This window comes from Pseudomonas sp. FG98 (assembly GCF_057808595.1).
Genome location: NZ_JBMDIJ010000016.1, coordinates 66,524 through 91,920 on the forward strand (window position 1 = coordinate 66,524; position 25,397 = coordinate 91,920).

Annotated in this window: 23 protein-coding genes; 14 read left to right on the forward strand and 9 right to left on the reverse strand. The window is 64.5% G+C overall.

Annotated elements, in window-relative coordinates; all coding sequences use genetic code 11:
- The first annotated feature begins 22 nt into the window (after nt 1-22).
- Both olsB and ACODSK_RS13200 read left to right on the forward strand, forming a co-directional pair.
- Nucleotides 23-778 (forward strand): L-ornithine N(alpha)-acyltransferase, encoded by a 756-nt coding sequence (gene olsB, locus ACODSK_RS13195; protein ID WP_489016581.1) that lies wholly within the window; start codon nt 23-25, stop codon nt 776-778.
- Nucleotides 778-1,563 (forward strand): lysophospholipid acyltransferase family protein, encoded by a 786-nt coding sequence (locus tag ACODSK_RS13200; RefSeq protein WP_489016583.1) that lies wholly within the window; start codon nt 778-780, stop codon nt 1,561-1,563. The genes olsB and ACODSK_RS13200 overlap by 1 nt, the downstream gene beginning before the upstream one ends.
- Here ACODSK_RS13200 and ACODSK_RS13205 read toward each other — a convergent pair.
- Nucleotides 1,539-2,141 (reverse strand): acyl carrier protein phosphodiesterase, encoded by a 603-nt coding sequence (locus ACODSK_RS13205; RefSeq protein WP_489016584.1) that lies wholly within the window; start codon nt 2,139-2,141, stop codon nt 1,539-1,541. The genes ACODSK_RS13200 and ACODSK_RS13205 overlap by 25 nt on opposite strands.
- 247 nt (nt 2,142-2,388) lie before the next feature.
- Here ACODSK_RS13205 and ACODSK_RS13210 point away from each other — a divergent pair, with 247 nt between their 5' ends.
- From ACODSK_RS13210 to ACODSK_RS13220, 3 genes are read left to right on the forward strand one after another with little or no spacing between them, the layout of a single operon-like run.
- Nucleotides 2,389-2,691 (forward strand): ArsR/SmtB family transcription factor, encoded by a 303-nt coding sequence (locus ACODSK_RS13210; RefSeq protein ID WP_489016586.1) that lies wholly within the window; start codon nt 2,389-2,391, stop codon nt 2,689-2,691.
- 13 nt (nt 2,692-2,704) lie between these two features.
- Nucleotides 2,705-3,874: an MFS transporter gene (locus tag ACODSK_RS13215; protein ID WP_489016587.1), complete on the forward strand. Its 1,170-nt coding sequence runs from the start codon at nt 2,705-2,707 to the stop codon at nt 3,872-3,874.
- A 10-nt stretch (nt 3,875-3,884) separates the two neighbouring features.
- Nucleotides 3,885-4,934 (forward strand): alkene reductase, encoded by a 1,050-nt coding sequence (locus tag ACODSK_RS13220; RefSeq protein WP_489016588.1) that lies wholly within the window; start codon nt 3,885-3,887, stop codon nt 4,932-4,934.
- 110 nt (nt 4,935-5,044) lie between these two features.
- On the opposite strand, the gene ACODSK_RS13225 is transcribed toward ACODSK_RS13220, so the two are convergent.
- The 3 genes from ACODSK_RS13225 to ACODSK_RS13235 all read right to left on the reverse strand — a co-directional run bounded on the left by ACODSK_RS13225 (nt 5,045) and on the right by ACODSK_RS13235 (nt 7,944).
- Nucleotides 5,045-5,911: an ATPase gene (locus ACODSK_RS13225; protein ID WP_489016590.1), complete on the reverse strand. Its 867-nt coding sequence runs from the start codon at nt 5,909-5,911 to the stop codon at nt 5,045-5,047.
- Nucleotides 5,912-6,001: 90 nt separating this feature from the next.
- Entirely contained in the window at nt 6,002-6,997 is a 996-nt protein-coding gene (locus ACODSK_RS13230) for an NAD-dependent epimerase/dehydratase family protein (protein WP_489016591.1), read from the reverse strand.
- A gap of 11 nt (nt 6,998-7,008) precedes the next feature.
- Nucleotides 7,009-7,944: a LysR family transcriptional regulator ArgP gene (locus ACODSK_RS13235; protein ID WP_489016641.1), complete on the reverse strand. Its 936-nt coding sequence runs from the start codon at nt 7,942-7,944 to the stop codon at nt 7,009-7,011.
- 188 nt (nt 7,945-8,132) lie between these two features.
- On the opposite strand from ACODSK_RS13235, the gene ACODSK_RS13240 reads away from it, so the two are divergent.
- The 9 genes from ACODSK_RS13240 (at nt 8,133) to ACODSK_RS13280 (ending at nt 21,570) form a co-directional block, all read left to right on the forward strand.
- Entirely contained in the window at nt 8,133-8,732 is a 600-nt protein-coding gene (locus tag ACODSK_RS13240) for a LysE/ArgO family amino acid transporter (protein WP_489016592.1), read from the forward strand.
- Nucleotides 8,733-8,921: 189 nt separating this feature from the next.
- Nucleotides 8,922-9,518 (forward strand): superoxide dismutase, encoded by a 597-nt coding sequence (locus tag ACODSK_RS13245; protein ID WP_330073339.1) that lies wholly within the window; start codon nt 8,922-8,924, stop codon nt 9,516-9,518.
- 265 nt (nt 9,519-9,783) lie between these two features.
- Nucleotides 9,784-11,865 (forward strand): putative bifunctional diguanylate cyclase/phosphodiesterase, encoded by a 2,082-nt coding sequence (locus tag ACODSK_RS13250; RefSeq protein ID WP_489016642.1) that lies wholly within the window; start codon nt 9,784-9,786, stop codon nt 11,863-11,865.
- Nucleotides 11,866-12,018: 153 nt separating this feature from the next.
- Nucleotides 12,019-13,365 carry an imelysin family protein gene (locus ACODSK_RS13255; protein WP_489016594.1) on the forward strand — a complete coding sequence of 449 codons (1,347 nt, stop codon included), beginning with the start codon at nt 12,019-12,021 and terminating at the stop codon, nt 13,363-13,365.
- 318 nt (nt 13,366-13,683) lie between these two features.
- Nucleotides 13,684-15,111, forward strand: a complete 1,428-nt coding sequence (locus tag ACODSK_RS13260; RefSeq protein ID WP_489016595.1) for a di-heme oxidoreductase family protein — start codon at nt 13,684-13,686, stop codon at nt 15,109-15,111.
- 14 nt (nt 15,112-15,125) lie between these two features.
- Nucleotides 15,126-16,190, forward strand: a complete 1,065-nt coding sequence (locus ACODSK_RS13265) for an imelysin family protein (RefSeq protein WP_489016597.1) — start codon at nt 15,126-15,128, stop codon at nt 16,188-16,190.
- A gap of 2 nt (nt 16,191-16,192) precedes the next feature.
- A complete protein-coding gene (locus tag ACODSK_RS13270) occupies nt 16,193-17,290 on the forward strand; it encodes a DUF1513 domain-containing protein (protein ID WP_489016599.1) in 1,098 nt (365 codons plus the stop codon).
- 68 nt (nt 17,291-17,358) lie between these two features.
- The gene (locus ACODSK_RS13275) at nt 17,359-18,510 is read left to right on the forward strand and encodes an efflux RND transporter periplasmic adaptor subunit (RefSeq protein WP_489016600.1); all 1,152 of its coding nucleotides are present in this window, start codon (nt 17,359-17,361) and stop codon (nt 18,508-18,510) included.
- 12 nt (nt 18,511-18,522) lie between these two features.
- Nucleotides 18,523-21,570: a multidrug efflux RND transporter permease subunit gene (locus tag ACODSK_RS13280; protein ID WP_489016601.1), complete on the forward strand. Its 3,048-nt coding sequence runs from the start codon at nt 18,523-18,525 to the stop codon at nt 21,568-21,570.
- A gap of 112 nt (nt 21,571-21,682) precedes the next feature.
- Here the strand turns inward: ACODSK_RS13280 and ACODSK_RS13285 are convergent, their stop codons facing one another.
- The 5 genes from ACODSK_RS13285 to colR all read right to left on the reverse strand — a co-directional run bounded on the left by ACODSK_RS13285 (nt 21,683) and on the right by colR (nt 25,392).
- Nucleotides 21,683-21,901: a hypothetical protein gene (locus tag ACODSK_RS13285; protein ID WP_489016603.1), complete on the reverse strand. Its 219-nt coding sequence runs from the start codon at nt 21,899-21,901 to the stop codon at nt 21,683-21,685.
- Nucleotides 21,901-22,611: a lipopolysaccharide kinase InaA family protein gene (locus ACODSK_RS13290; RefSeq protein WP_489016605.1), complete on the reverse strand. Its 711-nt coding sequence runs from the start codon at nt 22,609-22,611 to the stop codon at nt 21,901-21,903. Before ACODSK_RS13290 ends, ACODSK_RS13285 begins: the two co-directional genes overlap by 1 nt.
- A 5-nt stretch (nt 22,612-22,616) precedes the next feature.
- The gene (locus ACODSK_RS13295) at nt 22,617-23,297 is read right to left on the reverse strand and encodes a class I SAM-dependent methyltransferase (RefSeq protein WP_489016607.1); all 681 of its coding nucleotides are present in this window, start codon (nt 23,295-23,297) and stop codon (nt 22,617-22,619) included.
- 129 nt (nt 23,298-23,426) lie between these two features.
- The gene (locus ACODSK_RS13300; protein ID WP_489016609.1) at nt 23,427-24,719 is read right to left on the reverse strand and encodes a sensor histidine kinase; all 1,293 of its coding nucleotides are present in this window, start codon (nt 24,717-24,719) and stop codon (nt 23,427-23,429) included.
- Nucleotides 24,709-25,392: a two-component system response regulator ColR gene (gene colR, locus ACODSK_RS13305; RefSeq protein ID WP_075806470.1), complete on the reverse strand. Its 684-nt coding sequence runs from the start codon at nt 25,390-25,392 to the stop codon at nt 24,709-24,711. Before colR ends, ACODSK_RS13300 begins: the two co-directional genes overlap by 11 nt.
- Between the last annotated feature and the right edge of the window lie 5 nt (nt 25,393-25,397).

Consider the following 25,397-nt stretch of genomic DNA (forward strand, 5'->3'; position numbering starts at 1 on the left):
GGCTGGCTTATGGAGACACGCAATGACTCAGATCGCTCGCTCTGGCGACAACAGCACTGAACGCCGTCTGCAAGCCGAACGCCTGGTTGGCCCGGCTGCCCTGCGCGAGGCCCAGGCCCTGCGCTTCAGCGTTTTCAGTGGTGAATTCAAGGCCAAGCTGAAAGGCGCGGAACTCGGCCTGGACATGGACGACTACGACGACCACTGCATGCATATCGGCGTGCGCGACCTCAATAGCGGTCGCCTGGTCGCCACCACCCGACTGCTCGACCATCGCGCCGCCAGCAGCCTGGGCCGCTTCTATAGCGAAGAGGAATTCAGCCTGCACGGCCTGGTCCAGTTGCAGGGCCCGATCCTCGAACTTGGCCGCACCTGCGTGGATGCCGCCTACCGCAACGGCGGGACCATCGCCGTGCTGTGGAGCGAGCTGGCCGAGATCCTCAACGAAGGTCATTACCGCTACCTGATGGGCTGCGCCAGCATCCCGATGCAGGACGGCGGCGTGCAGGCCCACGCGATCATGCAGCGCCTGCGCGAACAACACCTGTGCACCGAACACCTGCGCGCCGAGCCGAAGAACCCGCTGCCGAGCCTGGCTCTGCCAGGCAACGTGGTGGCGCAGATGCCGCCGCTGCTCAAGGCCTACATGCGCCTGGGCGCGAAGATCTGTGGCGAGCCGTGCTGGGACGAGGATTTCCAGGTCGCCGATGTGTTCATCCTGCTCAAGCGCGACGAACTCTGCCCGCGCTACGCCCGTCACTTCAAGGCGGCGGTGTGATGCAGCGCCTGCGGGTGTTCGCCCGCATCAATCGGGTGCTGCTGGTGGTGTTGCTCGGGCTCGGCATGGCCTCGCTGTTCGGCCTGTTCGAGCGCCTGGGCATCAACGCCTCGGCGCAACGCCGGCAGCGCTGGTCGCAGATCTTCATGAAGCGCCTGGTCAATGCCCTGCCGTTCCGCGTGCGGGTTATCGGCCAGTTGCCGCAACAGCCGATGCTGTGGGTCAGCAACCATGTGTCGTGGACCGATATCCCGGTGCTCGGCATGCTTGCCCCGCTGTCCTTCCTGTCCAAGGCCGAAGTGCGCACCTGGCCGGTGGCCGGCTGGCTGGCGCACAAGGCCGGGACCCTGTTCATCCGCCGCGGCGGTGGCGACAGCCAACTGCTGCGTCGGCAGATCAGCCAGCACCTGCAACAGCAATGTCCGCTGCTGATCTTCCCCGAAGGCACCACCACCGATGGCCGCAGCCTGCGCACCTTCCACGGTCGCCTTCTGGCCAGCGCCATCGATAGCGAGGTGCCGCTGCAACCGGTGGCCGTGCGTTACCTGCGTGAAGGCAAGCCGGACCCGATCGCCCCGTTCATCGGTGATGACGACCTGCTCTCGCACCTGATGCGCCTGTTCGCCCAGCCTTGTGCCGAGGTCGAAGTGCAGTTGCTAGAGCCGATCGCCTGCAAGGGTGAAGAGCGTGCCGCCCTGGCCTTCCAGGCGCAGCAGGCAGTCAGCCGGGCGCTGTTCGGCGAAGCTGTGGAACCCTTGCCTCAGCGCCGCGCCAAGGCGGCCTGAGGGTCTTCCAGCGCAGCGGCGGCGAAGGCCTGCAGCTGCGGATAGAATTGGCGGAAGTCCTCCAGCAGCAACGGATACAGGGCTTCCACCTCGGCCATCGCCCCGGCCATGCCTTCCGGCCGTGACAGCCGTCGGGCGATGCCGTTGAACACCTGCTCCAGCACGGCGAATTCGCGATACGAGCCCAGCCAGTCGTGCGCCGCCATCAAGGGCGCGATATGCGCCAACCGTCCTGGCAACTCCGGCTCCGTTGTCAGCACCTGGTACACCCGCGCGGTGAACTGCGGCAGCGGCTGGGTCGCGTAGTCGTGCCAGTGCAGGGCCAGGCAGTGGTCGAAGAACACATCGAGGATGATCCCGGCAAAGCGCCGGCGCTCGGCCGGAAAACGCGCCAGGGCAGCGAGCACCAGCGGATGGCTGTCGGTGAAGCTGTCGATATGCCGGTGCAGGCGGATCGCCCTCTCTAGTGGCAGGGAGAAACGGCCTTCCAGCGGGCCTTTGACGAAGTCGCCATAGAGACTGCCGAGCAGTTGCTCGGGCTGGTCGCCGCCGAGGTGGAGGTGGGCTAGGTAGTTCATGGGGTGTGAGTCTAAGGCATTTGTGTTGCTCTCACCGGCCTCATCGCCGGCAATGCCGGCTCCCACAGGTTTTGTGTACACCATCGCACACTGTGGGAGCTGGCGTTGCCAGCGATGAGGCCCGCAAGAACATCCCATATATCGATTTTCTCGACGCCCCAAACCTTTTCATATTTGTATATCGCGAAATACCGATTTATATTTCGCCCCATCGCGATATACCGCTACACATCCCACGAGCCCGACCATGCCTATTGATCTCGACGAAATAATAAAAGCCCTTGCCCACCCCGTGCGGCGAGAAATCCTCGGCTGGCTGAAAGACCCGCAGAACTGCTTCCCCGAACAGCACCACAGCCTGGAAAACGGCGTCTGCGCCGGCCAGATCGATCAACGCTGCGGCCTGTCGCAGTCGACCGTCTCGGCCCACCTGGCAACGCTGCAACGGGCAGGACTGGTGAGCAGCCAGAAGGTCGGACAGTGGAACTTCTTCAAACGCAACGAGGACACCATCCAGGCGTTCCTCGCGCAACTGAGCCGCGAGCTCTGAACAAGGATTCCCCATGCCCCTCTCACTCCTGATCCTGGCGCTCAGCGCCTTCGCCATCGGCACCACCGAGTTCGTCATCATGGGCCTGCTGCCGGACGTGGCCCAGGACCTCGGTGTGTCGATTCCCGGCGCCGGCTGGCTGGTGACCGGCTATGCCCTGGGCGTCGCCATCGGCGCGCCGTTCATGGCCATGGCTACCTCCCGCCTGCCGCGCAAGCTGGCACTGGTCACCCTGATGGGCGTGTTCATCCTCGGCAACCTGCTGTGTGCGGTGGCCAGCGACTACAACCTGCTGATGTTCGCCCGGGTGGTCACCGCCCTCTGCCACGGCGCCTTCTTCGGCATCGGTTCGGTGGTGGCGGCCAGCCTGGTGCCGGCCAACCGCCGTGCTTCGGCAGTGGCCCTGATGTTCACCGGCCTGACCCTGGCCAACGTCCTCGGCGTACCGCTGGGCACCGCGCTGGGCCAGGTCGCCGGCTGGCGCTCGACCTTCTGGGCCGTGACCGGTATCGGCGTGATCGCGCTGATCGGCCTGGTGCGCTTCCTGCCGCTGCGCCATGACGAGGAAAAACTCGACATGCGCGCCGAACTGGCCGCCCTGAAAGGCGCCGGGATCTGGCTGTCGCTGTCGATGACCGTGCTGTTCTCGGCGTCGATGTTCGCCCTGTTCACCTACGTCGCGCCGCTGCTCGGCGATGTCACCGGCGTGTCGCCGCGCGGCGTGACCTGGACCCTGCTGCTGATCGGCCTGGGCCTGACCCTGGGCAATATCCTCGGCGGCAAGATGGCCGATCGGCGCCTCGGTGCCACCCTGGTCGGTGTGTTCGCCGCCATGGCCATCGTTTCCACCGTGTTGAGCTGGACCAGCGCCGCGCTGATCCCGGCGGAGATCACCCTGTTCCTCTGGGCCACCGCCGCCTTTGCCGCCGTGCCAGCGTTGCAGGTCAACGTGGTGACCTTCGGCAAGGCCGCGCCGAACCTGGTCTCGACCCTGAATATCGGCGCCTTCAACCTGGGCAACGCCCTGGGTGCCTGGGTCGGTGGCGTGGTCATCGAGCAGGGCCTGGGCCTGACCCGCGTGCCACTGGCCGCGGCAGCCCTCGCGGTGCTGGCGCTGATCATCACCCTTATCACCTTCAGCCAGGGCGGCAACAAAGCCGAACTGGCCCCCGCAGCCAACTGAGGTTTGAGCAATGACGACCCTGTTTGATCCGATCACCCTCGGCGACCTCGAATTGCCGAACCGCATCATCATGGCTCCACTGACCCGCTGCCGCGCCGACGAGGGCCGGGTGCCCAACGCATTGATGGCCGAGTACTACGTGCAGCGTGCCAGCGCCGGGCTGATCCTCACCGAAGCGACGTCGGTGATGCCGATGGGCGTGGGCTACCCGAATACCCCCGGCATCTGGTCCAACGACCAGGTCCGCGGCTGGACCAACGTGACCAAGGCCGTGCATGCCGCCGGCGGGCACATCTTCATGCAGCTCTGGCATGTCGGCCGCATCTCCCACTCCAGCTACCTCGATGGCGAACAGCCGGTGGCGCCGAGCGCGATCCAGCCCAAGGGCCATGTCAGCCTGGTGCGGCCGATCACCGACTACCCGACCCCGCGTGCACTGGAAACCGCTGAGCTGGGCGATATCGTCGATGCCTACCGCACCGCGGCGGAGAACGCCAAGGCCGCCGGTTTCGACGGCGTGGAGGTGCATGCGGCGAACGGCTACCTGATCGACCAGTTCCTGCAAAGCAGCACCAACCAGCGCAGCGACCTCTACGGCGGCTCGCTGGAAAACCGCGCGCGCTTGCTGCTGGAAGTCACCGATGCAGTGATCGAAGTGTGGGGCGCCAACCGTGTGGGCGTGCACCTGGCGCCACGCATGGATGCCCATGACATGGGCGATGCCAATCCGCTGGAAACCTTCACCTATGTCGCCCGGGAACTGGGCAAGCGCGGCATCGCTTTCATCTGCTCGCGGGAGAAGGAAGCCGACGACAGCATCGGACGGCAGATCAAGGCGGCGTTCGGCGGACCGTATATCGCCAACGAGAAGTTCGACAAACAGAGTGCCAATGCCGCCCTGGCCGATGGCTGGGCCGATGCGGTGGCCTTTGGTGTGCCGTTCATCGCCAACCCGGACCTGCCGGCACGGCTGGCGGCGGACGCAGCGCTGAACGAGCCGCGGCCGGAGAGCTTCCATGGTGGTGGTGCGGTGGGTTACATCGATTATCCGCGGCTGTAACTGCTCGACCCTATGGCCTCATCGCCGGCAATGCCGGCTCCCACAGGTTTCAGCGGCGCTCGCGAACCTGTGGGAGCCGGCGTTGCCGGCGATGAGGCCCTCAAGGCCACTCAGTTTTTGGCATTGATCTGCTGTTGCAGATTCTGCACCTGGCTTTGCAGCGTATTGATGTTGCGCGTGATCTGCCCGCGGAAGGCATCGAACTCGGCAGTCGAGGCTCCACCCGCCGCTGCTGCAGGCGCCGGACGATTCTCCTGCTCGCTCTTGAGCACGATCAGGTCCTGCTCCAGGCGCTGGGTCGCCGCCGCCTGGTTCTTCAACTGGGTGTCGATCTTGCCACCGTCCACCCGCGCCGCCTTCAGACCCGCCACTTCTTCGTTCACGCTCTTGAACTGCGCCTCGATCTTGCCGCCGTCCAGTTGCGCGGCCTTCAGGGTGGTCAATTCTTTCGCCACCGCCGCCAGCTGGCTTTGCAACTCGTTCTGCAACTGGGCGTTGGCCGCCTGCTGCTGGCTGACCTGGGCCATGGCCGCCTCCAGGCGCTTGCCCAGCTCGCCGGCCTGCCCGGCGACGCCTTCCTGCTGCTTGCCCTGCTCGCTGAGGCTGGCCTGCAACTGCCGCACTTGCAGCTTGAGCGCTTCATTCTCGGTGTTGGCCGACGACTCGCTGGCCGTGACCTTGCCGGAAATCGCCTGCAAGCGCCCCGCCGCCTCCTCGCTGATACGGGCGAAGCTTTCCTGGGTCGCCACCAGTTGCTGCTCCATCAGGGAAATCTGCTGGAAGCTCCACCAGGCCACCCCGGCCAGGGCGATGAAGGAAGCACCGAGCAAGGCCCACAGCGGCCCGACCATCGGTGCCTTCGCGGCCTGTTTGCGCGCGGTGCGCGGATGCGCCGCCGGCGCGAATTCATCATCATCGCGCTCCACCGCCTGGAGGGTGGGCACGTCGTCAAAATCGTCTCGGGCATCGTTACGCATGGGCAGTCGTCAACCACGGTGATAGCAAAATGGGCGCTAGTATAAACCGCTTGGGCGGTGCCCTCATCGACCATGAAGGAAGATTCAGGTTCAGTGACCGCCCTGCTGCGCCTGCCACCAGGCACAGAATTCATCCAGCGCGGCCCAGATGCTGACCTGCGGGCGGTAATCCAGGTAATGCCGGGCGCGGCTGATATCGAGGCTGAAGTCCTTGCTCATCACCTGCACGCCAAGGCGGCTGAGGGTCGGCTGCGGGCGCCCGGGCCAGAGCATGCAGCAGCCTTCGTTGAGCGCTGCGGCCGTGTAGGCGAGGCCGACCGAACGGTAGCGGGTGACCTGCGGCAGCGACATCCGCCGCATCACGTAATTGACCACGTCCCACACCGGCAGCGGCTGCCCGTTGCTGATGTTGTAGGCCTGGCCCAGCGCCTCGGGACCGGCGTTGATCGCGCTGAGCAGAGCCTCGTTGAGGTTCTGCACGCTGGTGAAGTCGACCTTGTTCAGACCGTTGCCGATGATCGCCAGGCGCTTCTTGCGCTGCATCTGCATCAGCCGCGGGAAGATGCTGACATCGCCGGCACCGGTGACGAAGCGCGGACGCAGGGCCAGCACTTCGAGACCGAATTCCTGGGCGCCGAAGACCTTTTGCTCGGCCAGGTGCTTGGTCGCCCCGTAGTGATCGTAGAAGCGCCGCGGCACCTGGTCCTCGGTGATGCCGGTGCGCGAACGACCGGTGAAGTAGATCGACGGCGACGAAAGATGCACCAGGCGCCGCACGTGCTCCTTGAGGCAGGCTTCGACGACGTTCTCGGTGAGCACCACGTTGCCCTGGTAGAAGTCCTGGTAACGCCCCCAGTTGCCCACCGCCCCGGCGCAATGCACCACGGTGTCGATGCCCTGGCACAGGCGCCGGGCCACTTCCGGGTCGGACAGGTCGCCCGGAATGAACTGCGCGCCACGCCGCACCAGATGCTCGACGCCTTCGGCGCGACGGCCGTTGACCCGCACCTGCAGGCCCTGCTCCAGGGCGAACCGCGCAAAGCGACCGCCAATGAAGCCGCTTGCGCCGGTGACCAGAATTGCCATGAACACTCCGCCTACTGTTTTTTTCCTGAGGGTGCAGACGCCGCCTGGGCGTCCCACGGCACCAGCCATTGCCCGGCGCTGCGGCGCAGATGGTCGGTGAGCTGACCGAGGAGCTGCCCGCCGCTGCGCCAGTGATGCCAGTACAAGGGCACATCGATCGGCCGCTCCGGGACGATCTCCACCAGCCTGCCGCTCGCCAGTTGCTCGCGGGCCTGCAACTCGGGGACCAGGCCCCAGCCCAGACCGGCCTCGGTCAGGCGCAGGAAGCCTTCGGATGAAGGGCACAGATGATGCAGGAAACCGTCGCTGATGCCTAATGAAGCCAGGTAGCGATGCTGAAGAAAATCGTCCGGACCGAAGACGATGGCCGGGGTCCGTGCCAGGCGCTGCGGATCGACACCCTCGTGAAAATGCCGGGCCATGAACGCGGGGCTGGCCAGCGCACGATAGCGCATGGCCCCGAGCAGTTCGCTGCGTGCCCCGGCCACCGGGCGTTCGCTGGCGCACAGGCAGCCGGCCACCTCGCCAGCGCGCATACGCTTGAGGCCGACTTCCTGGTCTTCCACCACCAGGTCCAGCAGCACCCCGGTCTCGGCGCAGAACGCCTGTACCGCTTCGGCCCACCAGGTCGCCAGGCTGTCGGCGTTGAGCGCCACCCGCAGGCGCTCGGGCAAGCCCTCCTCGTCCAGGGCCGGCACCTGGCCTTGCAGGTCGCGTTCGAGCAGGCGCACCTGCTGCACATGGTTGAGCAGACGCCGGCCGATCTCGGTGGGAGCCGGCGGCGTGGCGCGTATCAGCACCGGCTGGCCGACCCGGGCTTCGAGCAACTTGATCCGCTGCGAAACGGCCGACTGCGACAGGCCGAGCAACTGGGCTGCACGCTCGAAGCCGGCCTGTTCGATCACTGCGGCGAGGGCGGAAAGCAGCTTGTAGTCGAACATCAGTATTCCTAATGCGGGATGAGGTTTATTGGTTTTTCTTATAGCGCCTTATCCGGGAGAATTGCTAGTCATTGAGGGCCTCATCGCTGGCAACGCCAGCTCCCACAATGACCGCATGTGCCGCCAAACCTGTGGGAGCCGGCGTTGCCGGCGATGAGGCCCTGGAAAGCACTGAAGATCAGGAGTCATCCCCCATGTGGCAAAGCTACCTCAACGGCCTCCTCGTCGCCTTCGGCCTGATCATGGCCATCGGCACCCAGAACGCCTTCGTCCTCGCCCAGAGCCTGCGCCGTGAACATCACCTGCCGGTGGCCGCGCTGTGCGTGCTGTGCGATGCGATCCTGGTCGCCCTCGGTGTGTTCGGCCTGGCCACCGTGCTGGCACAGAACCCCACCCTGCTCGCGGTGGCGCGCTGGGGTGGCGCGGTGTTCCTGGTCTGGTACGGCACCAAGGCGCTGATGCGCGCCTGCTCGAAGCAGAGCCTGGAACAGGGCGAAGGCCAGGGCCTGCGTTCACGCCGCGCGGTGCTGCTCAGCGCCCTGGCGGTGACCCTGCTCAACCCGCACGTGTACCTCGACACCGTGCTCCTGATCGGCTCCCTCGGCGCCCAGCAGACGGTACCCGGCGCCTATGTCGCCGGCGCCGCCAGTGCCTCGCTGCTGTGGTTCTTCACCCTTGCCCTCGGCGCCGCCTGGCTGGCTCCCTGGCTGGCGCGACCGAGCACCTGGCGCCTGCTCGACCTGATGGTGGCGGTGATGATGTTCGCCGTGGCAGCGCAACTGATCTTCACCTGATCGCCATTCATCCGCCGCCGGAAAAGGCTCTGGAACCTCTTGTCCATACACTTGTTGCGTGGTTTAGCCACCGGCCCGGTGCTATGATCCCGAGCCTGCGTCGCAAAGAGTACAAACTCGCCGATGCATTCCGGCCGCCCGTGATCGGCCTTGCGTTCACCGCACCAGACCTGATTAGGAGATTTCACCATGGCTTTTGAATTGCCGCCGCTGCCTTACGCCCACGACGCCCTGCAGCCGCACATTTCCAAGGAAACCCTGGAATTCCACCACGACAAGCACCACAACACCTACGTCGTGAACCTGAACAACCTGGTCCCAGGTACCGAATTCGAAGGCAAGACCCTGGAAGAGATCGTCAAGACCTCTTCGGGCGGCATCTTCAACAACGCCGCTCAAGTGTGGAACCACACCTTCTACTGGAACTGCCTGGCACCAAACGCCGGCGGCCAGCCAACCGGCGCCCTGGCTGAAGCCATCAACGCTGCGTTCGGCTCCTTCGACAAGTTCAAGGAAGAGTTCACCAAGACTTCCGTCGGCACCTTCGGTTCCGGCTGGGGCTGGCTGGTGAAGAAGGCCGACGGCTCCCTGGCCCTGGCCAGCACCATCGGCGCCGGCTGCCCGCTGACCAGCGGCGACACCCCGCTGCTGACCTGCGACGTCTGGGAACACGCCTACTACATCGACTACCGCAACGTCCGTCCGAAGTACGTCGAGGCGTTCTGGAACCTGGTCAACTGGAAGTTCGTCGCCGAGCAGTTCGAAGGCAAGACCTTCACTGCCTGAGTCACGCGCTCCTGAAAAAACCCGGCCCTGGCCGGGTTTTTTTTGCCTGGGCGAAAGCCCGGCGTGCTTGCTGCCAGCACAAGGCGCGCTAACATCAAAGCCTTGGAAATCTTTCGTCGCCCGGCACTCAAGTCCCGCGACAGGTCAACCGATACAGTGCTGAAGGTCCGCCGGACGAGAGGGACCAGGCTGCGGGGGCAGGCAAATCTGCGCAGCGTTCCCGTATAAAAGCCGATAGTGGATTGTCATGGTTGATGGCAAAATGATGCCATGCGCATGGATTAAGGAACTCCCATTGAAGCTGGAATTCAAGAACAGCTTATCGGTCAAGTTGCTCAGGGTTGTCCTGCTTTCGGCGCTGATCGTCGGAGTGGTGCTCAGCTGTGCGCAGATCGTGTTCGATGCCTACAAGACCCGCCAGGCCGTGGCCAGCGATGCCCAGCGCATCCTCGACATGTTCCGCGACCCGTCGACCCAGGCGGTGTACAGCCTCGACCGGGAAATGGGCATGCAGGTCATCGAGGGGCTGTTCCAGGACCAGGCCGTGCGTATGGCCTCCATCGGCCATCCCAACGAAACCATGCTCGCGGAAAAATCCCGTCCGCTGCAGGTCAACAACACCCGCTGGCTCACCGACCTGATCCTCGGCCAGGAACGCTCCTTCACCACCCAGCTGGTTGGACGCGGCCCCTATAGCGAGTACTACGGCGACCTCAATATCACCCTGGACACCGCCAGCTACGGCCAGGGCTTCATCTTCAGCTCGGTGATCATCTTCGTTTCCGGCGTGCTGCGCGCCCTGGCCATGGGCCTGGTGCTGTACCTGGTCTATCACTGGCTGCTGACCAAGCCGCTGTCGCGGATCATCGAGCACCTCACCCAGATCAATCCCGATCGCCCCAGCGAGCACCAGTTGCCACTGCTCAAGGGCCACGAGACCAACGAACTGGGGCTGTGGATCAATACCCACAACCAGTTGCTGGCCTCGATCGAGCGCAATACCCACCTGCGCCACGAGGCGGAAAACAGCCTGCTGCGCATGGCCCAGTACGACTTCCTCACCGGCCTGCCCAATCGCCAGCAGTTGCAACAGCAACTGGACAAGATCCTCATAGATGCCGGGCGCTTGCAGCGCCGGGTCGCGGTGATCTGCGTCGGCCTCGACGACTTCAAGGGCATCAACGAGCAATTCAGCTACCAGGCCGGCGACCAGTTGCTGCTGGCCCTGGCCGACCGCCTGCGCGCTCACAGCGGTCGCCTCGGCGCCCTGGCCCGGCTCGGCGGCGACCAGTTCGCCCTGGTCCAGGCCGATATCGAACAGCCCTACGAGGCGGCGGAACTGGCGCAAAGCATCCTCGACGACCTGGAAGCGCCCTTCGCCCTCGACCTCCAGGAAATCCGCCTGCGCGCCACCATCGGCATCACCCTGTTCCCGGAAGACGGCGACAGCACCGAGAAGCTGCTGCAAAAGGCCGAGCAGACCATGACCCTGGCCAAGTCCCGCTCGCGCAACCGCTACCAGTTCTACATCGCCAGCGTCGACAGCGAGATGCGCCGCCGTCGCGAGCTGGAAAAAGACCTGCGCGAAGCGCTGCCGCGCAACCAGCTGTTCCTCGTCTACCAACCACAGATCAGCTACCGCGACCAGCGCGTGGTCGGGGTCGAGGCGCTATTGCGCTGGCAGCATCCGGAGCTGGGCATGGTCCCGCCGGACCAGTTCATTCCGCTGGCCGAGCAGAACGGCAATATCGTCGCCATCGGCGAATGGGTGCTGGACCAGGCCTGCCGCCAGCTGCGCGAATGGCACGACCAGGGCTTCAGCGAGCTGCGCATGGCGGTCAACCTGTCCACCGTGCAACTGCACCACAGCGAGTTGCCGCGGGTGGTCAACAACCTGCTGCAGATCTACCGCCTGCCGCCGCGCAGCCTGGAACTGGAGGTCACCGAAACCGGCCTGATGGAAGACATCAGCACCGCCGCCCAGCACCTGCTGAGCCTGCGCCGTTCTGGCGCGCTGATCGCCATCGACGACTTCGGTACCGGCTACTCGTCCCTCAGCTACCTGAAGTCGCTGCCGCTGGACAAGATCAAGATCGACAAGAGCTTCGTCCAGGACCTGCTCGACGATGACGACGACGCCACCATCGTCCGCGCCATCATCCAGCTCGGCAAAAGCCTGGGCATGCAGGTCATCGCCGAGGGCGTGGAGACGGCCGAGCAGGAGGCCTACATCGTTGCCCAGGGCTGCCACGAGGGTCAGGGCTACCACTACAGCAAGCCGCTGCCGGCCCGCGAACTGACCGCCTTCCTCAAACAGGCGCAACGCAACCAGGTCTCCATACTCTGAGGCCGACATCACGGTTGTCCGGGGACGACAAGGCGGGATTATTTCCGTGATGGCCTCTTTACATAAAATGCAAATCTTTCGCATTATGTCGCAGCTTTTTTTCGCGTGCGGCCTTCTGCACGCCTGTTCAACCCATCGACGCAGGAATTCGCCATGATTCGTATGCCTCTGGCCACCGCCAGTCTGTTGGCCATTGCCATCTCCCTCGCCGGCTGCGGCGATAGCAGCAAGGACAAGGCTGCCGCTCCGCAAGCCCAGGCTCCGGCAGCCGCCGCCACCCCGGCTGCTGCTCCGGCCGCCGCTGGCGCGGTTGACGAGGCTGCCGCCCAGGCCGTGGTCAAGCACTACAGCGAGATCGTCTATGCCGTGTACAGCGACTCGCTGAGCACCGCGAAAACCCTGCAAGGCGCGGTCGATGCCTTCCTCGCCAACCCGAACGACGACACCCTGAAAGCCGCCAAGGAAGCCTGGTTCGCCTCGCGCGTTCCGTACCTGCAGAGCGAGGCGTTCCGCTTCGGCAACACCATCATCGACGACTGGGAAGGTCAGGTGAACGCCTGGCCGCTGGACGAAGGCCTGATCGACTACGTCGACAAGAGCTACGAGCACGCCCTGGGCAACCCGGCTGCCAACGCCAACATCATCGCCAACACCGAGATTCAGGTCGGCGAAGACAAGATCGACGTGAAGGACATCACCCCGGAAAAACTGGCCACCCTGAACGAGCTGGGCGGTTCCGAGGCCAACGTCGCCACCGGCTACCACGCCATCGAATTCCTGCTCTGGGGCCAGGACCTGAACGGCACCGGCCCTGGCGCTGGCAACCGTCCGGCGTCGGACTACCTGGAAGGCAAAGGCGCTACCGGCGGCCACAACGACCGTCGCCGTGCCTACCTGAAGTCGGTGACCGACCTGCTGGTCAGCGACCTGGAAGAAATGGTCAAGAACTGGGCGCCGAACGTCACCGACAACTACCGCGCCAGCCTGGAGGCCGAACCGGTCGCCAACGGCCTGCGCAAGATGCTGTTCGGCATGGGCAGCCTGTCGCTGGGTGAACTGGCAGGCGAGCGCATGAAGGTTTCCCTGGAAGCCAACTCGCCAGAAGACGAGCACGACTGCTTCAGCGACAACACCCACTACTCGCACTTCTACGACGCCAAGGGTATCCGCAACGTCTACCTGGGCGAGTACACCCGTCCCGACGGCACCAAGCTGACCGGCCCGAGCCTGTCGTCGCTGGTGGCCAAGGTCGATCCGGCTACCGACAAGACCCTGCAGGACGACCTGGCGGCGACCGAAGCCAAGATCCAGATCATCGTCGACCACGCCCTCAAGGGTGAGCACTACGACCAACTGATCGCCGCCGACAACGCTGCCGGCAACCAGATCGTGCGTGACGCCATCGCTTCGCTGGTCAAGCAGACCGGCGCGATCGAACAGGCTGCCAGCAAGCTGGGCATCACCGACCTGAACCCGGACACCGCCGATCACGAATTCTGATCAGCGCCGGTAACGGACAAGAAAGGCGACCTTCGGGTCGCCTTTTTTATTGGCCGGTATCTGGCGGTGCCGCGGCTGGCCTCATCGCCGGCAACGCCGGCTCCCACAGGTACCGCGCCGAGCACAGATCCTGTGGCTTGCCCGAAACCTGTGGGAGCTGGCATTGCCAGCGATGAGGCCAACAGATCATTGCGCCTGGTCAAAACTCCCACAAACCTGACACCAATTTCATGCAGCAAACGCAAATCCCTCTTATTCACTTCGCCCGCTCCTGTTAAGCTTGCGGGCTGTTTTTTCGAACACCGCCCGGGATCGTCCATGCCCTCGTTGCTTCGCCGCCTTCTTCCACTGCTGCTGGCCTTGCCCCTGGCCGCCTGCGACGAAGCCCCGCGCTTCACCCAGGCCGAGCCGGGCGAAGCCCGTGCCGGTGGCGATACCACGGTGAACCGCGGCGACCGCGGGGCCTACCAGATGCCCGCCGCCAACCTGACGCCCGCCCGGCGCCTGGACTTCAACGTCGGCAACAGCTTCTTCCGCAATCCCTGGGTCATCGCCCCCTCCACCACCACCGCCCGCGACGGCCTCGGCCCGCTGTTCAACACCAACGCCTGCCAGAACTGCCATATCCGCGACGGCCGCGGCCATCCGCCGGAGCCCGGCGACAGCAACGCGGTGTCGATGCTGGTGCGCCTGTCGATTCCCGACCAGCCGGAATACGCCAAGCTCATCGAGCGCATGGGCATCGTTCCCGAGCCGGTGTATGGCGGCCAGTTGCAGGACATGGCGATCCCCGGCGTGGCCCCGGAAGGCAAGGTGCGGGTCGAGTACGAGCCGGTCAGCGTCGCCTTCAAGGACGGCACCCAGGTCGAATTGCGCCAGCCGAAGCTGATGATCACCCAGCTCGGCTACGGCCCGATGCACCCGGACACGCGCTTCTCCGCACGCATCGCCCCGCCGATGATCGGCCTCGGCCTGCTCGAAGCCATCCCCGAGGAGGCCATCCTCGCCAACGCCGATCCCGACGATCGCAACGGCGACGGAATCCGTGGCCGACCGAACCGGGTGTGGGACGATGCCGAACACAAGACCGTGCTGGGGCGCTTCGGCTGGAAAGCCGGACAACCAAACCTCAACCAGCAGAATGTCCACGCGCTGTCCGGCGACATGGGCCTGACCACCACCCTGCGCCCGTTCGACGATTGCACCGCGGCCCAGACCGCCTGCAAGGAAGCGCCCAACGGCAACGGCGCCAATGGCGAGCAGGAAGTCAGCGACAACATCCTGCGCCTGATCCTCTACTACACCCGCAACCTGGCCGTGCCCGCGCGCAAGGACGTCGATTCGCCCCAGGTGCTGGCGGGCAAGAACCTGTTCTACCAGGCCGGTTGCCAGGGTTGCCACACGCCCAAGTTCGTCACCTCGGCCAATGCCGCCGAGCCGGAACTGGCCAACCAGACCATCTGGCCCTATAGCGACCTGCTCCTGCACGACATGGGCCCGGGCCTCGCCGACCAGCGCAGCGAATTCGCCGCCGGCGGCCAGGACTGGCGCACCCCGCCGCTGTGGGGCATCGGCAAGAACCAGATTGTCAGCGGCCACACCCAGTTTCTTCACGATGGCCGGGCGCGCAACCTGCTCGAAGCCGTGCTCTGGCACGGCGGCGAAGCGGAGGCCGCCCGGCAACACGTCCTGACCTTCGATGCCAGCCAACGGGAAGCGTTGCTGGCGTTCCTGAATTCACTCTGAGAGAGGAACCGGACATGTTCCGTCCCAAGCTGTTGTTCACCAGCCTCGCCGCCCTCGCGCTGGGCGCCTGCTCGCCGCAAGACCCGCAGGCGGTGACCTCCGCCGCCATCGCCAAGCAGGTGATCATGCCGACCTACAGCCGCTGGGTCGAAGCCGACCGTCAGCTGTCTGTCAGCGCCCTGGCCTACTGCGAAGGCAAGGCCAGCCTGGAAACCGCCCGCGCCGACTTCCTCCACGCGCAGAAAGCCTGGGCCGAACTGCAACCGCTGCTGATCGGCCCGTTGGCCGAGGGCAACCGCGCCTGGCAGGTACAGTTCTGGCCGGACAAGAAGAACCTGGTCGGTCGCCAGGTCGAAGCCCTGGTCGGCGGCGACAAACCGGTGGACGCCGCCACCGTGGCCAACTCCAGCGTGGTGGTGCGCGGTCTGTCCGCCTACGAGTACATCCTCTTCGACAGCAAGCCGGACGCTGCCAACCCCGAGCAGAAGGCGCGCTACTGCCCGCTGCTGGTGGCCATCGCCGACTACCAGAAGACCTTCGCCGAAGACATCCTGAAGAACTGGAACAGCAGCAAAGGCATGCTCGCCCAGATGACCGAGTTCCCCAACGATCGCTACGCCGACTCCCACGAGGCCATCGCCGATCTGCTGCGCGCCCAGGTCACCGCCCTGGACACCCTGAAGAAAAAGCTCGGCACGCCGATGGGCCGCATGAGCAAGGGCATTCCGCAGCCGCTGCAAGCCGAAGCCTGGCGCAGCCAGTCGTCGCTGAAGAGCATCAGCGCCAGCCTGGCCGCAGCGCAGACCGTCTGGGTCGGCGTCGACAACAAGGGCCTGCGTGGCCTGCTGGGCAGCGACCAGAAAACCCTGGCGGACAAGATCGACGCCGCCTACGCTGCCTCGACCAAGCTGCTGGAAGGCAACCAGCGCACCCTCGACGAACTGCTCCAGGACGAAGCCGGTCGCCAGCAGCTCAACGCCATCTACGACAGCCTGAACGTGGTGCACCGCCTGCACGAAGGCGAGCTGGCCAAGGCGCTGAACATCCAACTCGGCTTCAACGCCAACGACGGTGACTGATCATGCTGCGACGCCAGGCCCTGAAACTCGGTAGCGTTCTGCTCAGCGCCCTGACCCTGGGCGGCTGGACCCTGCTGCGGCGAAAGGATCAGCCGCCACTGCTGCTGTCTGCCCGCGACGACGCGGACGGCCAGCATTACGCGGTCGGCTATCGCCTGGACGGCACCCAGGTGTTCGCCACCCGGGTGGCCCAGCGTTGCCACGACATCATCAATCACCCCGACCTGCCCATCGCCCTGTTCGTCGCCCGCCGACCGGGAACCGAAAGCTACCTGGTCGACTTGCGCGACGGGCGTCTGCTGCAGACCCTCGTGTCGCAGCCGAACCGGCACTTCTACGGCCATGCGGTAATCCACAAGAGCGGCGAATGGCTGTACGCCACCGAGAACGACACCACCGATCCGGGACGTGGCGTGCTCGGCGTCTACCGCTTCGAAGGCGAGCGCCTGGTGCATAGCGGCGAGATTTCCACCCACGGCATCGGTCCGCACCAAGTCAGTTGGCTGCCCGACGGGGAAACCCTGGTGGTGGCCAACGGCGGCATCCGCACCGAAGCGGAAAGCCGGGTGGAAATGAACCTCAACGCGATGGAGCCGAGCCTGGTGCTGATGCGCCGCGACGGCAGCCTGATCAGCAAGGAAACCCTTGGCCAGCAGATGAACAGCGTGCGCCACCTGGCCATCGGCAGCGATGGCACGGTGGTCGCCTGTCAGCAGTTCATGGGCGATGCCCACGAAACCGCCGAGCTGTTGGCGATCAAGCGCCCGGGCCAGCCCTTCGAGGCCTTCCCGGTGCCGGAGCACCAGCTGCAATCCATGGCCCAGTACACCGCCAGCGTTGCCGTGCACAGCGAGCTGCGCCTGGTGGCGATGACGGCGCCGCGGGCCAACCGCCTGTTCATCTGGAACCTCGACGACGCCAGCGTGAAACTCGATGCGCCAATGCCGGATTGCGCTGGCGTGGGTGCGGTGGCCGATGGCTTCGTGGTCACCTCCGGACAAGGCCGCTGCCGTCTCTACGACTGCCGCCAGGAAACCCTGGTCGGACAGCCGCTGCAATTGCCTTCGGGGCTGTGGGACAACCACCTGCATCTGGTCTGAAGACAGAACGCCGGGCGTAGGGCAAAAGGACTAAACTTCGCCAACTCGTATCCAAGGAAATGGACTTTATGCTGCGCCGTCGCATGCTGATCATGTTGGGCATCGTGCTGCTGATCGTGTTGATCCTGGGAGGCTATAAAGGCTTCTCGATCTACAAGCAGATCCAGATGTTCTCCGCACCGAAACCCGCCGTCAGCGTGGCGGCGACCGAGGCGCGGGAGCTCTCCTGGCAAAGTCGCTTGCCGGCGGTGGGCAGTCTCAAGGCGCTGCAGGGCGTCGATCTGAGCCTGGAAACCGATGGCACGGTGACCAAGCTGATGTTCGAGTCCGGCCAGCAGGTCAAGCAGGGCCAGCCCTTGCTGGAACTGGACGGCAAAGTGGAAACCGCCCTGCTCGGCACCGCCGAGGCGGACCTCAAGCTGGCGCAGATGGACTACGGTCGCGGCAGCCAGCTGGTGGGCAGCCAGGCCATCTCCAAGGGCGAATTCGATCGCCTGACTTCGCAGTTCCGCCGCAACCAGGCGGTGGTCGACCAGCTCAAGGCGTCCCTGGCCAAGAAAAGCATCGCCGCCCCCTTCAGCGGCACCATCGGCATCCGCCAGGTGGATGTCGGCGAGTACCTGCCCAGCGGCACGGTGATCGCCACCCTGCAGGACCTCAGCAGCCTCTATGTCGACTTCTCGGTGCCGGAACAGAGCCTGCCGAAAGTCGCGATCGGCCAGGATGTGCAGGTCGGCGTTGCCGCGTTCCCCGGCGAGGCCTTCGCTGCCCGGGTCAGCGCGATCAACCCCAAAGTCGAGGACGCCACCCGCAACGTGCTGGTGCGCGCCACCCTGGCCAACCCCGACGGCAAGCTGCTGCCGGGAATGTTCGCCAATGTCCAGGTGCTGCTGCCCAACCCGCGCAATGAAGTGGTGGTGCCGCAAAGCGCGGTGACCTACACCCTGTACGGCAATTCGGTGTACGTCGCGGTGCCGAAGAAGGCCGAGAACGGCGAGCCGGAGAAGGACGCCGACGGCAAGCCGGCACTGATGGCCGAACGGCGCTTCGTCGGCACCGGCGAACACCGTGATGGCCTGGTGGTGATCAGCAAGGGCCTGACGGCCGGCGAACAGGTGGTCACCGCCGGGCAGCTCAAGCTGACCCAGGGCGCGCATATCACCATCAGTCCGGACAAGACCCTGGAAAAACAACCGGACAGCCAGCCCGGCGCCAACTGACAAGGAGGCACCATGGCTTTTACCGATCCGTTCATTCGCCGTCCGGTGCTGGCCAGCGTGGTCAGCCTGCTGATCGTCCTGCTCGGCTTCCAGGCCTGGAGCAAGCTGCCGATCCGCCAGTATCCGCAGATGGAAAACGCCCTGATCACGGTGACCACCGCCTACCCCGGTGCCAACGCCGAGACCATCCAGGGCTACATCACCCAACCCATGCAGCAGAGCCTGGCCAGCGCCGAAGGCATCGACTACATGACCTCGGTGAGCCGGCAGAATTTCTCGGTGATCTCGATCTACGCGCGCATCGGCTCGGACAGCGACCGCCTGTTCACCGAGCTGCTGGCCAAGGCCAACGAGGTGAAGAACAAGCTGCCTCAGGACGCCGAAGACCCGGTGCTGAGCAAGGAAGCCGCCGACGCCTCGGCGCTGATGTACATCAGCTTCTACAGCAGCGAGCTGAGCAACCCGCAGATCACCGATTACCTGTCGCGGGTGATCCAGCCCAAGCTGGCCACTCTGCCGGGCATGGCCGAGGCGGAAATCCTCGGCAACCAGCTGTTCGCCATGCGCCTCTGGCTCGACCCGGTGCGCCTGGCCGGCTACGGCCTCAGCGCCAGCGACGTGACCGAGGCGGTGCGCCGCTACAACTTCCTCTCCGCCGCCGGCGAGGTGAAGGGCGAGTACGTGGTCACCAGCATCAACGCCAATACCGAACTGAAGTCGGCCGAGGCCTTTGCCAATATCCCGCTGAAGACCAACGGCAACAGCCGGGTCCTGCTCGGCGATGTGGCGCGGGTGGAGATGGGCGCGGAGAACTACGACACGGTCAGTTCCTTCGACGGCACGCCCTCGGTGTACATCGGCATCAAGGCCACCCCGGGCGCCAACCCGCTGGATGTGATCAAGGAAGTACGCAAGCTGATGCCGGAGCTGGAGGCGCAGTTGCCGCCCAACCTCAAGGCGTCCATCGCCTATGACGCGACCTTGTTCATCCAGGCCTCCATCGACGAAGTGGTGAAGACCCTGGTCGAGGCGGTGCTGATCGTGATCGTGGTGGTGTTCCTGTTCCTCGGCGCGTTCCGCTCGGTGCTGATCCCGGTGATCACCATTCCGCTGTCGATGATCGGCGTGCTGTTCTTCATGCAGTTGATGGGCTATTCGCTGAACCTGCTGACCCTGCTGGCGATGGTCCTGGCCATCGGCCTGGTGGTGGACGACGCCATCGTCGTGGTGGAGAACATCCACCGCCATATCGAGGAGGGCAAGACGCCGTACGAGGCGGCGCTGGAAGGCGCCCGGGAAATCGCCATGCCCGTGGTGTCGATGACCATCACCCTGGCGGCGGTGTATGCGCCGATCGGCTTCCTCGAAGGACTGACCGGTGCGTTGTTCAAGGAGTTCGCCCTGACCCTGGCCGGGGCAGTGATCATCTCCGGCATCGTCGCCCTGACCCTGTCGCCGATGATGTGCGCCAAGCTGCTGCGCCACGAAGAAAATCCCAGCGGCCTGGCCCATCGCCTCGACCTGATCTTCGACCGGCTCAAGCAGCGCTACCAGAAGATCCTCCACGCCACCCTGGATACCCGCCCGGTGGTGATCGTCTTCGGCGTCATCGTGCTCTGCCTGATCCCGGTGTTCCTCAAGTTCAGCACCTCGGAGCTGGCGCCCAACGAGGACCAGGGCATCATCTTCATGATGGCCACCGCGCCACAACCGGCCAACCTGGACTACCTGAACACCTACACCGACGAATTCACCAAGATCTTCAAGGAGTTCCCGGAGTACTACTCGTCGTTCCAGATCAACGGCTTCAATGGCGTGCAATCGGGGATCGGCGGCTTCCTGCTCAAACCCTGGGGTGACCGCCAGCGCACGCAGATGGAGTTGTTGCCGGAAGTCCAGGCCAGGCTCGACGGCATCGCCGGACTGCAGATCTTCGGCTTCAACCTGCCGGCCCTGCCGGGGACTGGCGAGGGCCTGCCCTTCGCCTTCGTGATCAATACGCCGAACGACTACGAGTCGCTGCTGGACGTCGCCCAGCGGGTCAAGGAGCGCGCCGAGAAGTCCGGCAAGTTTGCCTTCCTCGATATCGACCTGGCCTTCGACAAGCCGGAAGTGGTGGTGGACATCGACCGGGCCAAGGCGGCGCAGATGGGGGTGTCCATGGACGTGCTCGGCAGCACCCTGGCAACCCTGCTGGGCGAGGCCGAGATCAACCGTTTCACCATCGACGGGCGCAGCTACAAGGTGATCGCCCAGGTCGAGCGGGCCTACCGCGACAATCCCGACTGGCTGAACAACTACTACGTGAAGAACCAGGATGGGCAGATGCTGCCGCTGTCGACCCTGATCACCGTCAGCGATCGCGCCCGGCCGCGGCAGCTTAACCAGTTCCAGCAACTCAACTCGGCGATCATCTCGGGCTTCCCGGTGGTCAGCATGGGCGAGGCGCTGCAGGAAGTACGCAGCATCGCCCAGGAAGAAGCCCCGGCCGGCTTCGCCTTCGACTACGCCAGCTCGGCGCGCCAGTACGTGCAGGAGGGCAGCGCGCTGTGGGTGACCTTCGGCCTGGCGCTGGCAATCATCTTCCTGGTGCTGGCGGCGCAGTTCGAAAGTTTCCGCGACCCGCTGGTGATTCTGGTGACGGTGCCGATGTCGATCTGCGGCGCGCTGATTCCGCTGTTCCTCGGGCTGTCGAGCCTGAATATCTATACCCAGGTGGGGTTGGTCACGCTGATCGGGTTGATCAGCAAGCACGGCATCCTGATCGTCGAGTTCGCCAACCAGTTGCGTGAGCAAAAGGGGTTGTCGGTCAGGGAAGCGATCGAGGAAGCGGCGGCGATCCGCCTGCGCCCGGTGCTGATGACCACGGCGGCAATGGTGTTCGGCATGGTGCCGCTGATCATCGCCACGGGCGCGGGGGCGGTGAGCCGGTTCGATATCGGGATGGTGATTGCCACGGGGATGTCGGTGGGGACGCTGTTTACCCTGTTCGTGTTGCCGTGCGTGTATACCTTGCTGGCGAAGAAGGATGCACCGCGGACGGTCGAGCAGACCGTGTAAACAATTAGGGCCTCATCGCCGGCAACGCCGGCTCCCACAAGGTCTGGAACGCTGCGGACATTGTGGGAGCCGGCGTTGCCGGCGATGAGGCCCTCTTGGTTGAAACAGCCCTTCAGCCTTGAGCGCGAAGCCCCTGGCTCATGCCGAACAGAAACAGCAGCAGGTCATGGTCGGGCTGCGCCTGGACCTGCGGTTTCACCGCCCGCGGCAGTGGGCAGTGCGCGGACGCACTGATCACACCCGGACGAGGCTGGTCCCAGGCAGCCACCGCAGCGGTCGCGGTGGCCAGGGCAGCCAGGAGAAACAAACTTCGAGCTATTTCTAGTTTCATCACTCTAAACCTTTGACAGCGCTGCCAAACGCCATGCGGTAAAAGTAGAGCAGTTTTTCCCAGTCGGCGCCCTTGAACGACGAATGGCGGCGTAGCTGGCGCAGGTCATTGGCAGCGGCGCGGTGCTTGCTGATCCGCTTCCGGCACTTCTCCAGGTCCAGCAATGCCACTTCGGCCCTGGCCTGGTCACCCTCGCCCACTACCTTGACGAACACATGCTTCGAATAGAGGCAGCCGTGCTGCCAGTGCCCCATGTGCATGCGCGCCAGGTTGCGCGCCAGGTCTTCGAGAATACGGTCATGCAGGGCCTCGCCATGATGCTCGCGCCCTCCCTTGGCGTACCAGGTGTCGATTTCCTCGAAACCGTCCAGCGCCTCGCTGACCAACAGCGCTCGCCATTGACGGTCGGCATCGCGCTCGACGCCGCAATAGACGATGTTCGGAACCCGTACCCCGAGCTGTTCGCAACTGGTCAGCGCAGCGTATTCGCGCAAGACCGTGGGACGACCGAAGGGGTGCAACAGACTGCGGTAGATATGGCCGACCTGGCGTTTGGCATACAGCAGGTGCCCACTGTCGTCACGCAGGCGCTGTACTCCGCTTTCACCACCGCGGCGCTGATTGGGCTCTTCCACCCATTCACCCTGCTGCTGCCAGAAGTACTCGAATCGGTCATTGCCGGTGAGCCGGCCCGCGTCTGTCACGTCCATTCAATTCAACCCTTTCGTAATACGTAAACCCGCCACATGGCATAGAACGGCAGGAAGTCCATTCGTTCCTGGATGCGGAACCCCGACGCCTTGAATTCTTCTTCGACCGTGGCCGCAGGTAACACGAAGCGGTTCTGGTAACCCCCGCTTTCGCCACGCGCACTGCGTTGTGCTTCGAGTTTTTTCCGGCGCCACGCCTTGACGTTGCCATCAACCCACAGCGAAAGAATCACGCTATCACGCGTAACACGTTGAAATTCCTTAAGAATTTTCATCCTGTGAGAGGCTTCACCGATATGGTGGAAAAGACGCATGCAGAAAATGCTGTCGACGGCGTTATCAGGCAAGTCAATGTCGAACGCAGATGTCTGCAAGGGACGTACCCGTTCCACGATATTGGCCGGCTGCGAGCGGCAGGCGGTCTCCAGCATCGCCGCCGAGTTGTCGGCACCGATGATCACGCGGTTGGGCTTTTCCGCCAGCAGCGGCCAGAAACGACCGGCGCCGCAAGGCAGATCGAGGACCAGGCCGGGATCGCCCGCCAGGGTCAGGGCACGCCGGGCCAGTTGCTCGTCGCGCTGGTGGGACAGGCGCCGGGACAGGCTGGCCTGGTGCTTCTCATAGTATTCCTGGGCGTGCTGGCGGTCGTACTTGTCGGAAAACTCGAGTTTGATCGGACTGGACATGGGATACCTCCTGACTGCAATGCGCCCCACGTTACGTGGGGCAACGTTGCCGTCAGGTCATGTCCTTGTGAAAAAAACGTCAGATATAACCCGAGGTTTTACAAAGTATTACGCATCGTACTTCTCACTTCAGGCGTCCGGCGCCATGCCCTTGTCGCCCAGGCTGACATGGAAGCGGCAACCATGGGGCTGGGTTTCACTGAGGCTGACCACCCAGCCCTGGTCGTCGCAGATCCGTTGCACCAGGGACAGGCCGAGCCCCAGGCCCTCGCCGCGCTTTTCACCGCCACGCACGAACGGCTGGAACATCGCCTCGCGCTGCTCCTCGGGAATACCGACGCCGCTGTCCTCGACGGTAAATCCGTCGGCTTCGAGGGTCAGGCGGATAAAGCCCTCGTCGGTATAGTGCGCCGCGTTGCGCAGCAGGTTGCCCATCACCGAATGCAGGAAGGTCGCGTTATACAGCGTCGGCGACAGGCCGTTGACCACAAGGCTCAGCTTCAGGCCTTTCTGCTCGATGGTATCGCGCCATACACCGATCAGTTCGTCGCTGACCTCTTTCAGGGTCGTGCGCGAGGCCACCGCGCCTTCATCACGCTGGGCCCGGGCGAGCATCAGGAAGGTCTTGACCAGTTCGCGCATTTCCTCGGTGGCACGGGCAATCCGCTCCACCTGGGCGCGTGCCCGGGGATCGAGGCCGGGATACTCCATCAACAGCTCGCAGGAGCTGGCGAGCACCATCAGCGGCGTGCGCAGTTCATGGCTGACGTCACTGGTGAACAGACGTTCACGGGTCAGGGCGTCACGCAGGCGGCCGAGGGTCGCGTCGAACGCCACAGCCAGTTGTCCCACTTCGTCCGCGGCGTAATCAGGTGCCAGTGGTGGCGCCAGGCCGAGCAACTGGTCGCGATGACGGACCTGCCGGGCCAGGCGAATCACCGGCGCCATTACCCGCCGCGCCAGGACCCAGCCGAGGAACACCGCCAGCGCCAGGCTGAGCACGAAGCCCACCACCACCACGGCGAACAGCACCCGCTCGCGCTCTTCGAAGTCGCTCTGGTCCTGCAACAGCACATAGCGGCGACCATCCACCACTTCAACCATGGCGTGGTAGGACAGATGTTCGCGGAATACCTCGTGGAACCCCGGATTGAGATGGCGCAGGTCCGACGGCAAGGCGAAGTCGTCGCGGCCACCGCTGTAGTAGAACAACTGGTCCGGGCGCGGCCGATGGCTCCATTCACTGACGCTGTCCATCAGCAGCAAGCGCTGCAGGTCACCGCCCAGCACCGAGGAAATCAAGCGTTCCTCCACCAGGTGCACGGTGGCGACGATACCGAAGGCGAACGCCCCGGCCACCAGCGCGCTCATCAGCGCGAAGGCGATGATGATCCGTTGCGCAAGGCTCTGCTTAAACTCCATCACGGCCCTCGGCCAGGCGATAACCGACACCATGCACGGTATGCAGCAGCGGTTTGTCGAACGGCTTGTCGATGACCTGGCGCAGTTGGTGAACGTGGCTGCGCAGGCTGTCGCTGTCGGGGCAGTCGTCGCCCCACAGGGCATCTTCCAGCACCTCACGACGCAACACATGGGGGCTCTTCTGCATCAGCACGGCCAACAGCTTGAGACCGACCGGGTTGAGCTTGAGGTGACGGCCCTGGCGGGTGACTTCGAGCGTATCGAGGTCATAGCTCAGGTCGCCCACCTGCAGGCTGCGCCGCCCGCCACCCTGGGCACGACGCAACACCGCTTCGATGCGGGCAGCCAGTTCGGAGAGGGCGAACGGCTTGAGCAGGTAATCGTCGGCACCGGAGCGGAAGCCCTGGAGGCGATCATCCAGTTGGTCGCGGGCGGTGAGCATGATCACCGGGGTATCGCGGCGGGCATCTTCGCGCAGGCGCTTGCACAGGGTGTAGCCATCGATGCCGGGCAGCATGATGTCGAGGACGATCAGGTCATAGTGCTCGGTGGCCGCCAGGTGCAGGCCGGACAGACCATCCTGGGCGCAATCCACGGTATAGCCCTTGAGCCCGAGGTAGTCGGCCAGGTTGGCCAGGATATCGCGATTGTCTTCAACCAATAGAATGCGCATGGCGT

What these genes read in the sequence shown, in the direction of transcription:
- olsB (WP_489016581.1), top strand. Translation starts at nt 23, where the DNA reads ATGACTCAGATCGCTCGCTCTGGCGACAACAGCACTGAACGCCGTCTG.
- ACODSK_RS13200 (WP_489016583.1), top strand. Translation starts at nt 778, where the DNA reads ATGCAGCGCCTGCGGGTGTTCGCCCGCATCAATCGGGTGCTGCTGGTG.
- ACODSK_RS13205 (WP_489016584.1), bottom strand. Translation starts at nt 2,141, where the DNA reads ATGAACTACCTAGCCCACCTCCACCTCGGCGGCGACCAGCCCGAGCAA.
- ACODSK_RS13210 (WP_489016586.1), top strand. Translation starts at nt 2,389, where the DNA reads ATGCCTATTGATCTCGACGAAATAATAAAAGCCCTTGCCCACCCCGTG.
- ACODSK_RS13215 (WP_489016587.1), top strand. Translation starts at nt 2,705, where the DNA reads ATGCCCCTCTCACTCCTGATCCTGGCGCTCAGCGCCTTCGCCATCGGC.
- ACODSK_RS13220 (WP_489016588.1), top strand. Translation starts at nt 3,885, where the DNA reads ATGACGACCCTGTTTGATCCGATCACCCTCGGCGACCTCGAATTGCCG.
- ACODSK_RS13225 (WP_489016590.1), bottom strand. Translation starts at nt 5,911, where the DNA reads ATGCGTAACGATGCCCGAGACGATTTTGACGACGTGCCCACCCTCCAG.
- ACODSK_RS13230 (WP_489016591.1), bottom strand. Translation starts at nt 6,997, where the DNA reads ATGGCAATTCTGGTCACCGGCGCAAGCGGCTTCATTGGCGGTCGCTTT.
- ACODSK_RS13240 (WP_489016592.1), top strand. Translation starts at nt 8,133, where the DNA reads ATGTGGCAAAGCTACCTCAACGGCCTCCTCGTCGCCTTCGGCCTGATC.
- ACODSK_RS13245 (WP_330073339.1), top strand. Translation starts at nt 8,922, where the DNA reads ATGGCTTTTGAATTGCCGCCGCTGCCTTACGCCCACGACGCCCTGCAG.
- ACODSK_RS13250 (WP_489016642.1), top strand. Translation starts at nt 9,784, where the DNA reads ATGCCATGCGCATGGATTAAGGAACTCCCATTGAAGCTGGAATTCAAG.
- ACODSK_RS13255 (WP_489016594.1), top strand. Translation starts at nt 12,019, where the DNA reads ATGATTCGTATGCCTCTGGCCACCGCCAGTCTGTTGGCCATTGCCATC.
- ACODSK_RS13260 (WP_489016595.1), top strand. Translation starts at nt 13,684, where the DNA reads ATGCCCTCGTTGCTTCGCCGCCTTCTTCCACTGCTGCTGGCCTTGCCC.
- ACODSK_RS13265 (WP_489016597.1), top strand. Translation starts at nt 15,126, where the DNA reads ATGTTCCGTCCCAAGCTGTTGTTCACCAGCCTCGCCGCCCTCGCGCTG.
- ACODSK_RS13270 (WP_489016599.1), top strand. Translation starts at nt 16,193, where the DNA reads ATGCTGCGACGCCAGGCCCTGAAACTCGGTAGCGTTCTGCTCAGCGCC.
- ACODSK_RS13275 (WP_489016600.1), top strand. Translation starts at nt 17,359, where the DNA reads ATGCTGCGCCGTCGCATGCTGATCATGTTGGGCATCGTGCTGCTGATC.
- ACODSK_RS13280 (WP_489016601.1), top strand. Translation starts at nt 18,523, where the DNA reads ATGGCTTTTACCGATCCGTTCATTCGCCGTCCGGTGCTGGCCAGCGTG.
- ACODSK_RS13285 (WP_489016603.1), bottom strand. Translation starts at nt 21,901, where the DNA reads ATGAAACTAGAAATAGCTCGAAGTTTGTTTCTCCTGGCTGCCCTGGCC.
- ACODSK_RS13290 (WP_489016605.1), bottom strand. Translation starts at nt 22,611, where the DNA reads ATGGACGTGACAGACGCGGGCCGGCTCACCGGCAATGACCGATTCGAG.
- ACODSK_RS13295 (WP_489016607.1), bottom strand. Translation starts at nt 23,297, where the DNA reads ATGTCCAGTCCGATCAAACTCGAGTTTTCCGACAAGTACGACCGCCAG.
- ACODSK_RS13300 (WP_489016609.1), bottom strand. Translation starts at nt 24,719, where the DNA reads ATGGAGTTTAAGCAGAGCCTTGCGCAACGGATCATCATCGCCTTCGCG.
- colR (WP_075806470.1), bottom strand. Translation starts at nt 25,392, where the DNA reads ATGCGCATTCTATTGGTTGAAGACAATCGCGATATCCTGGCCAACCTG.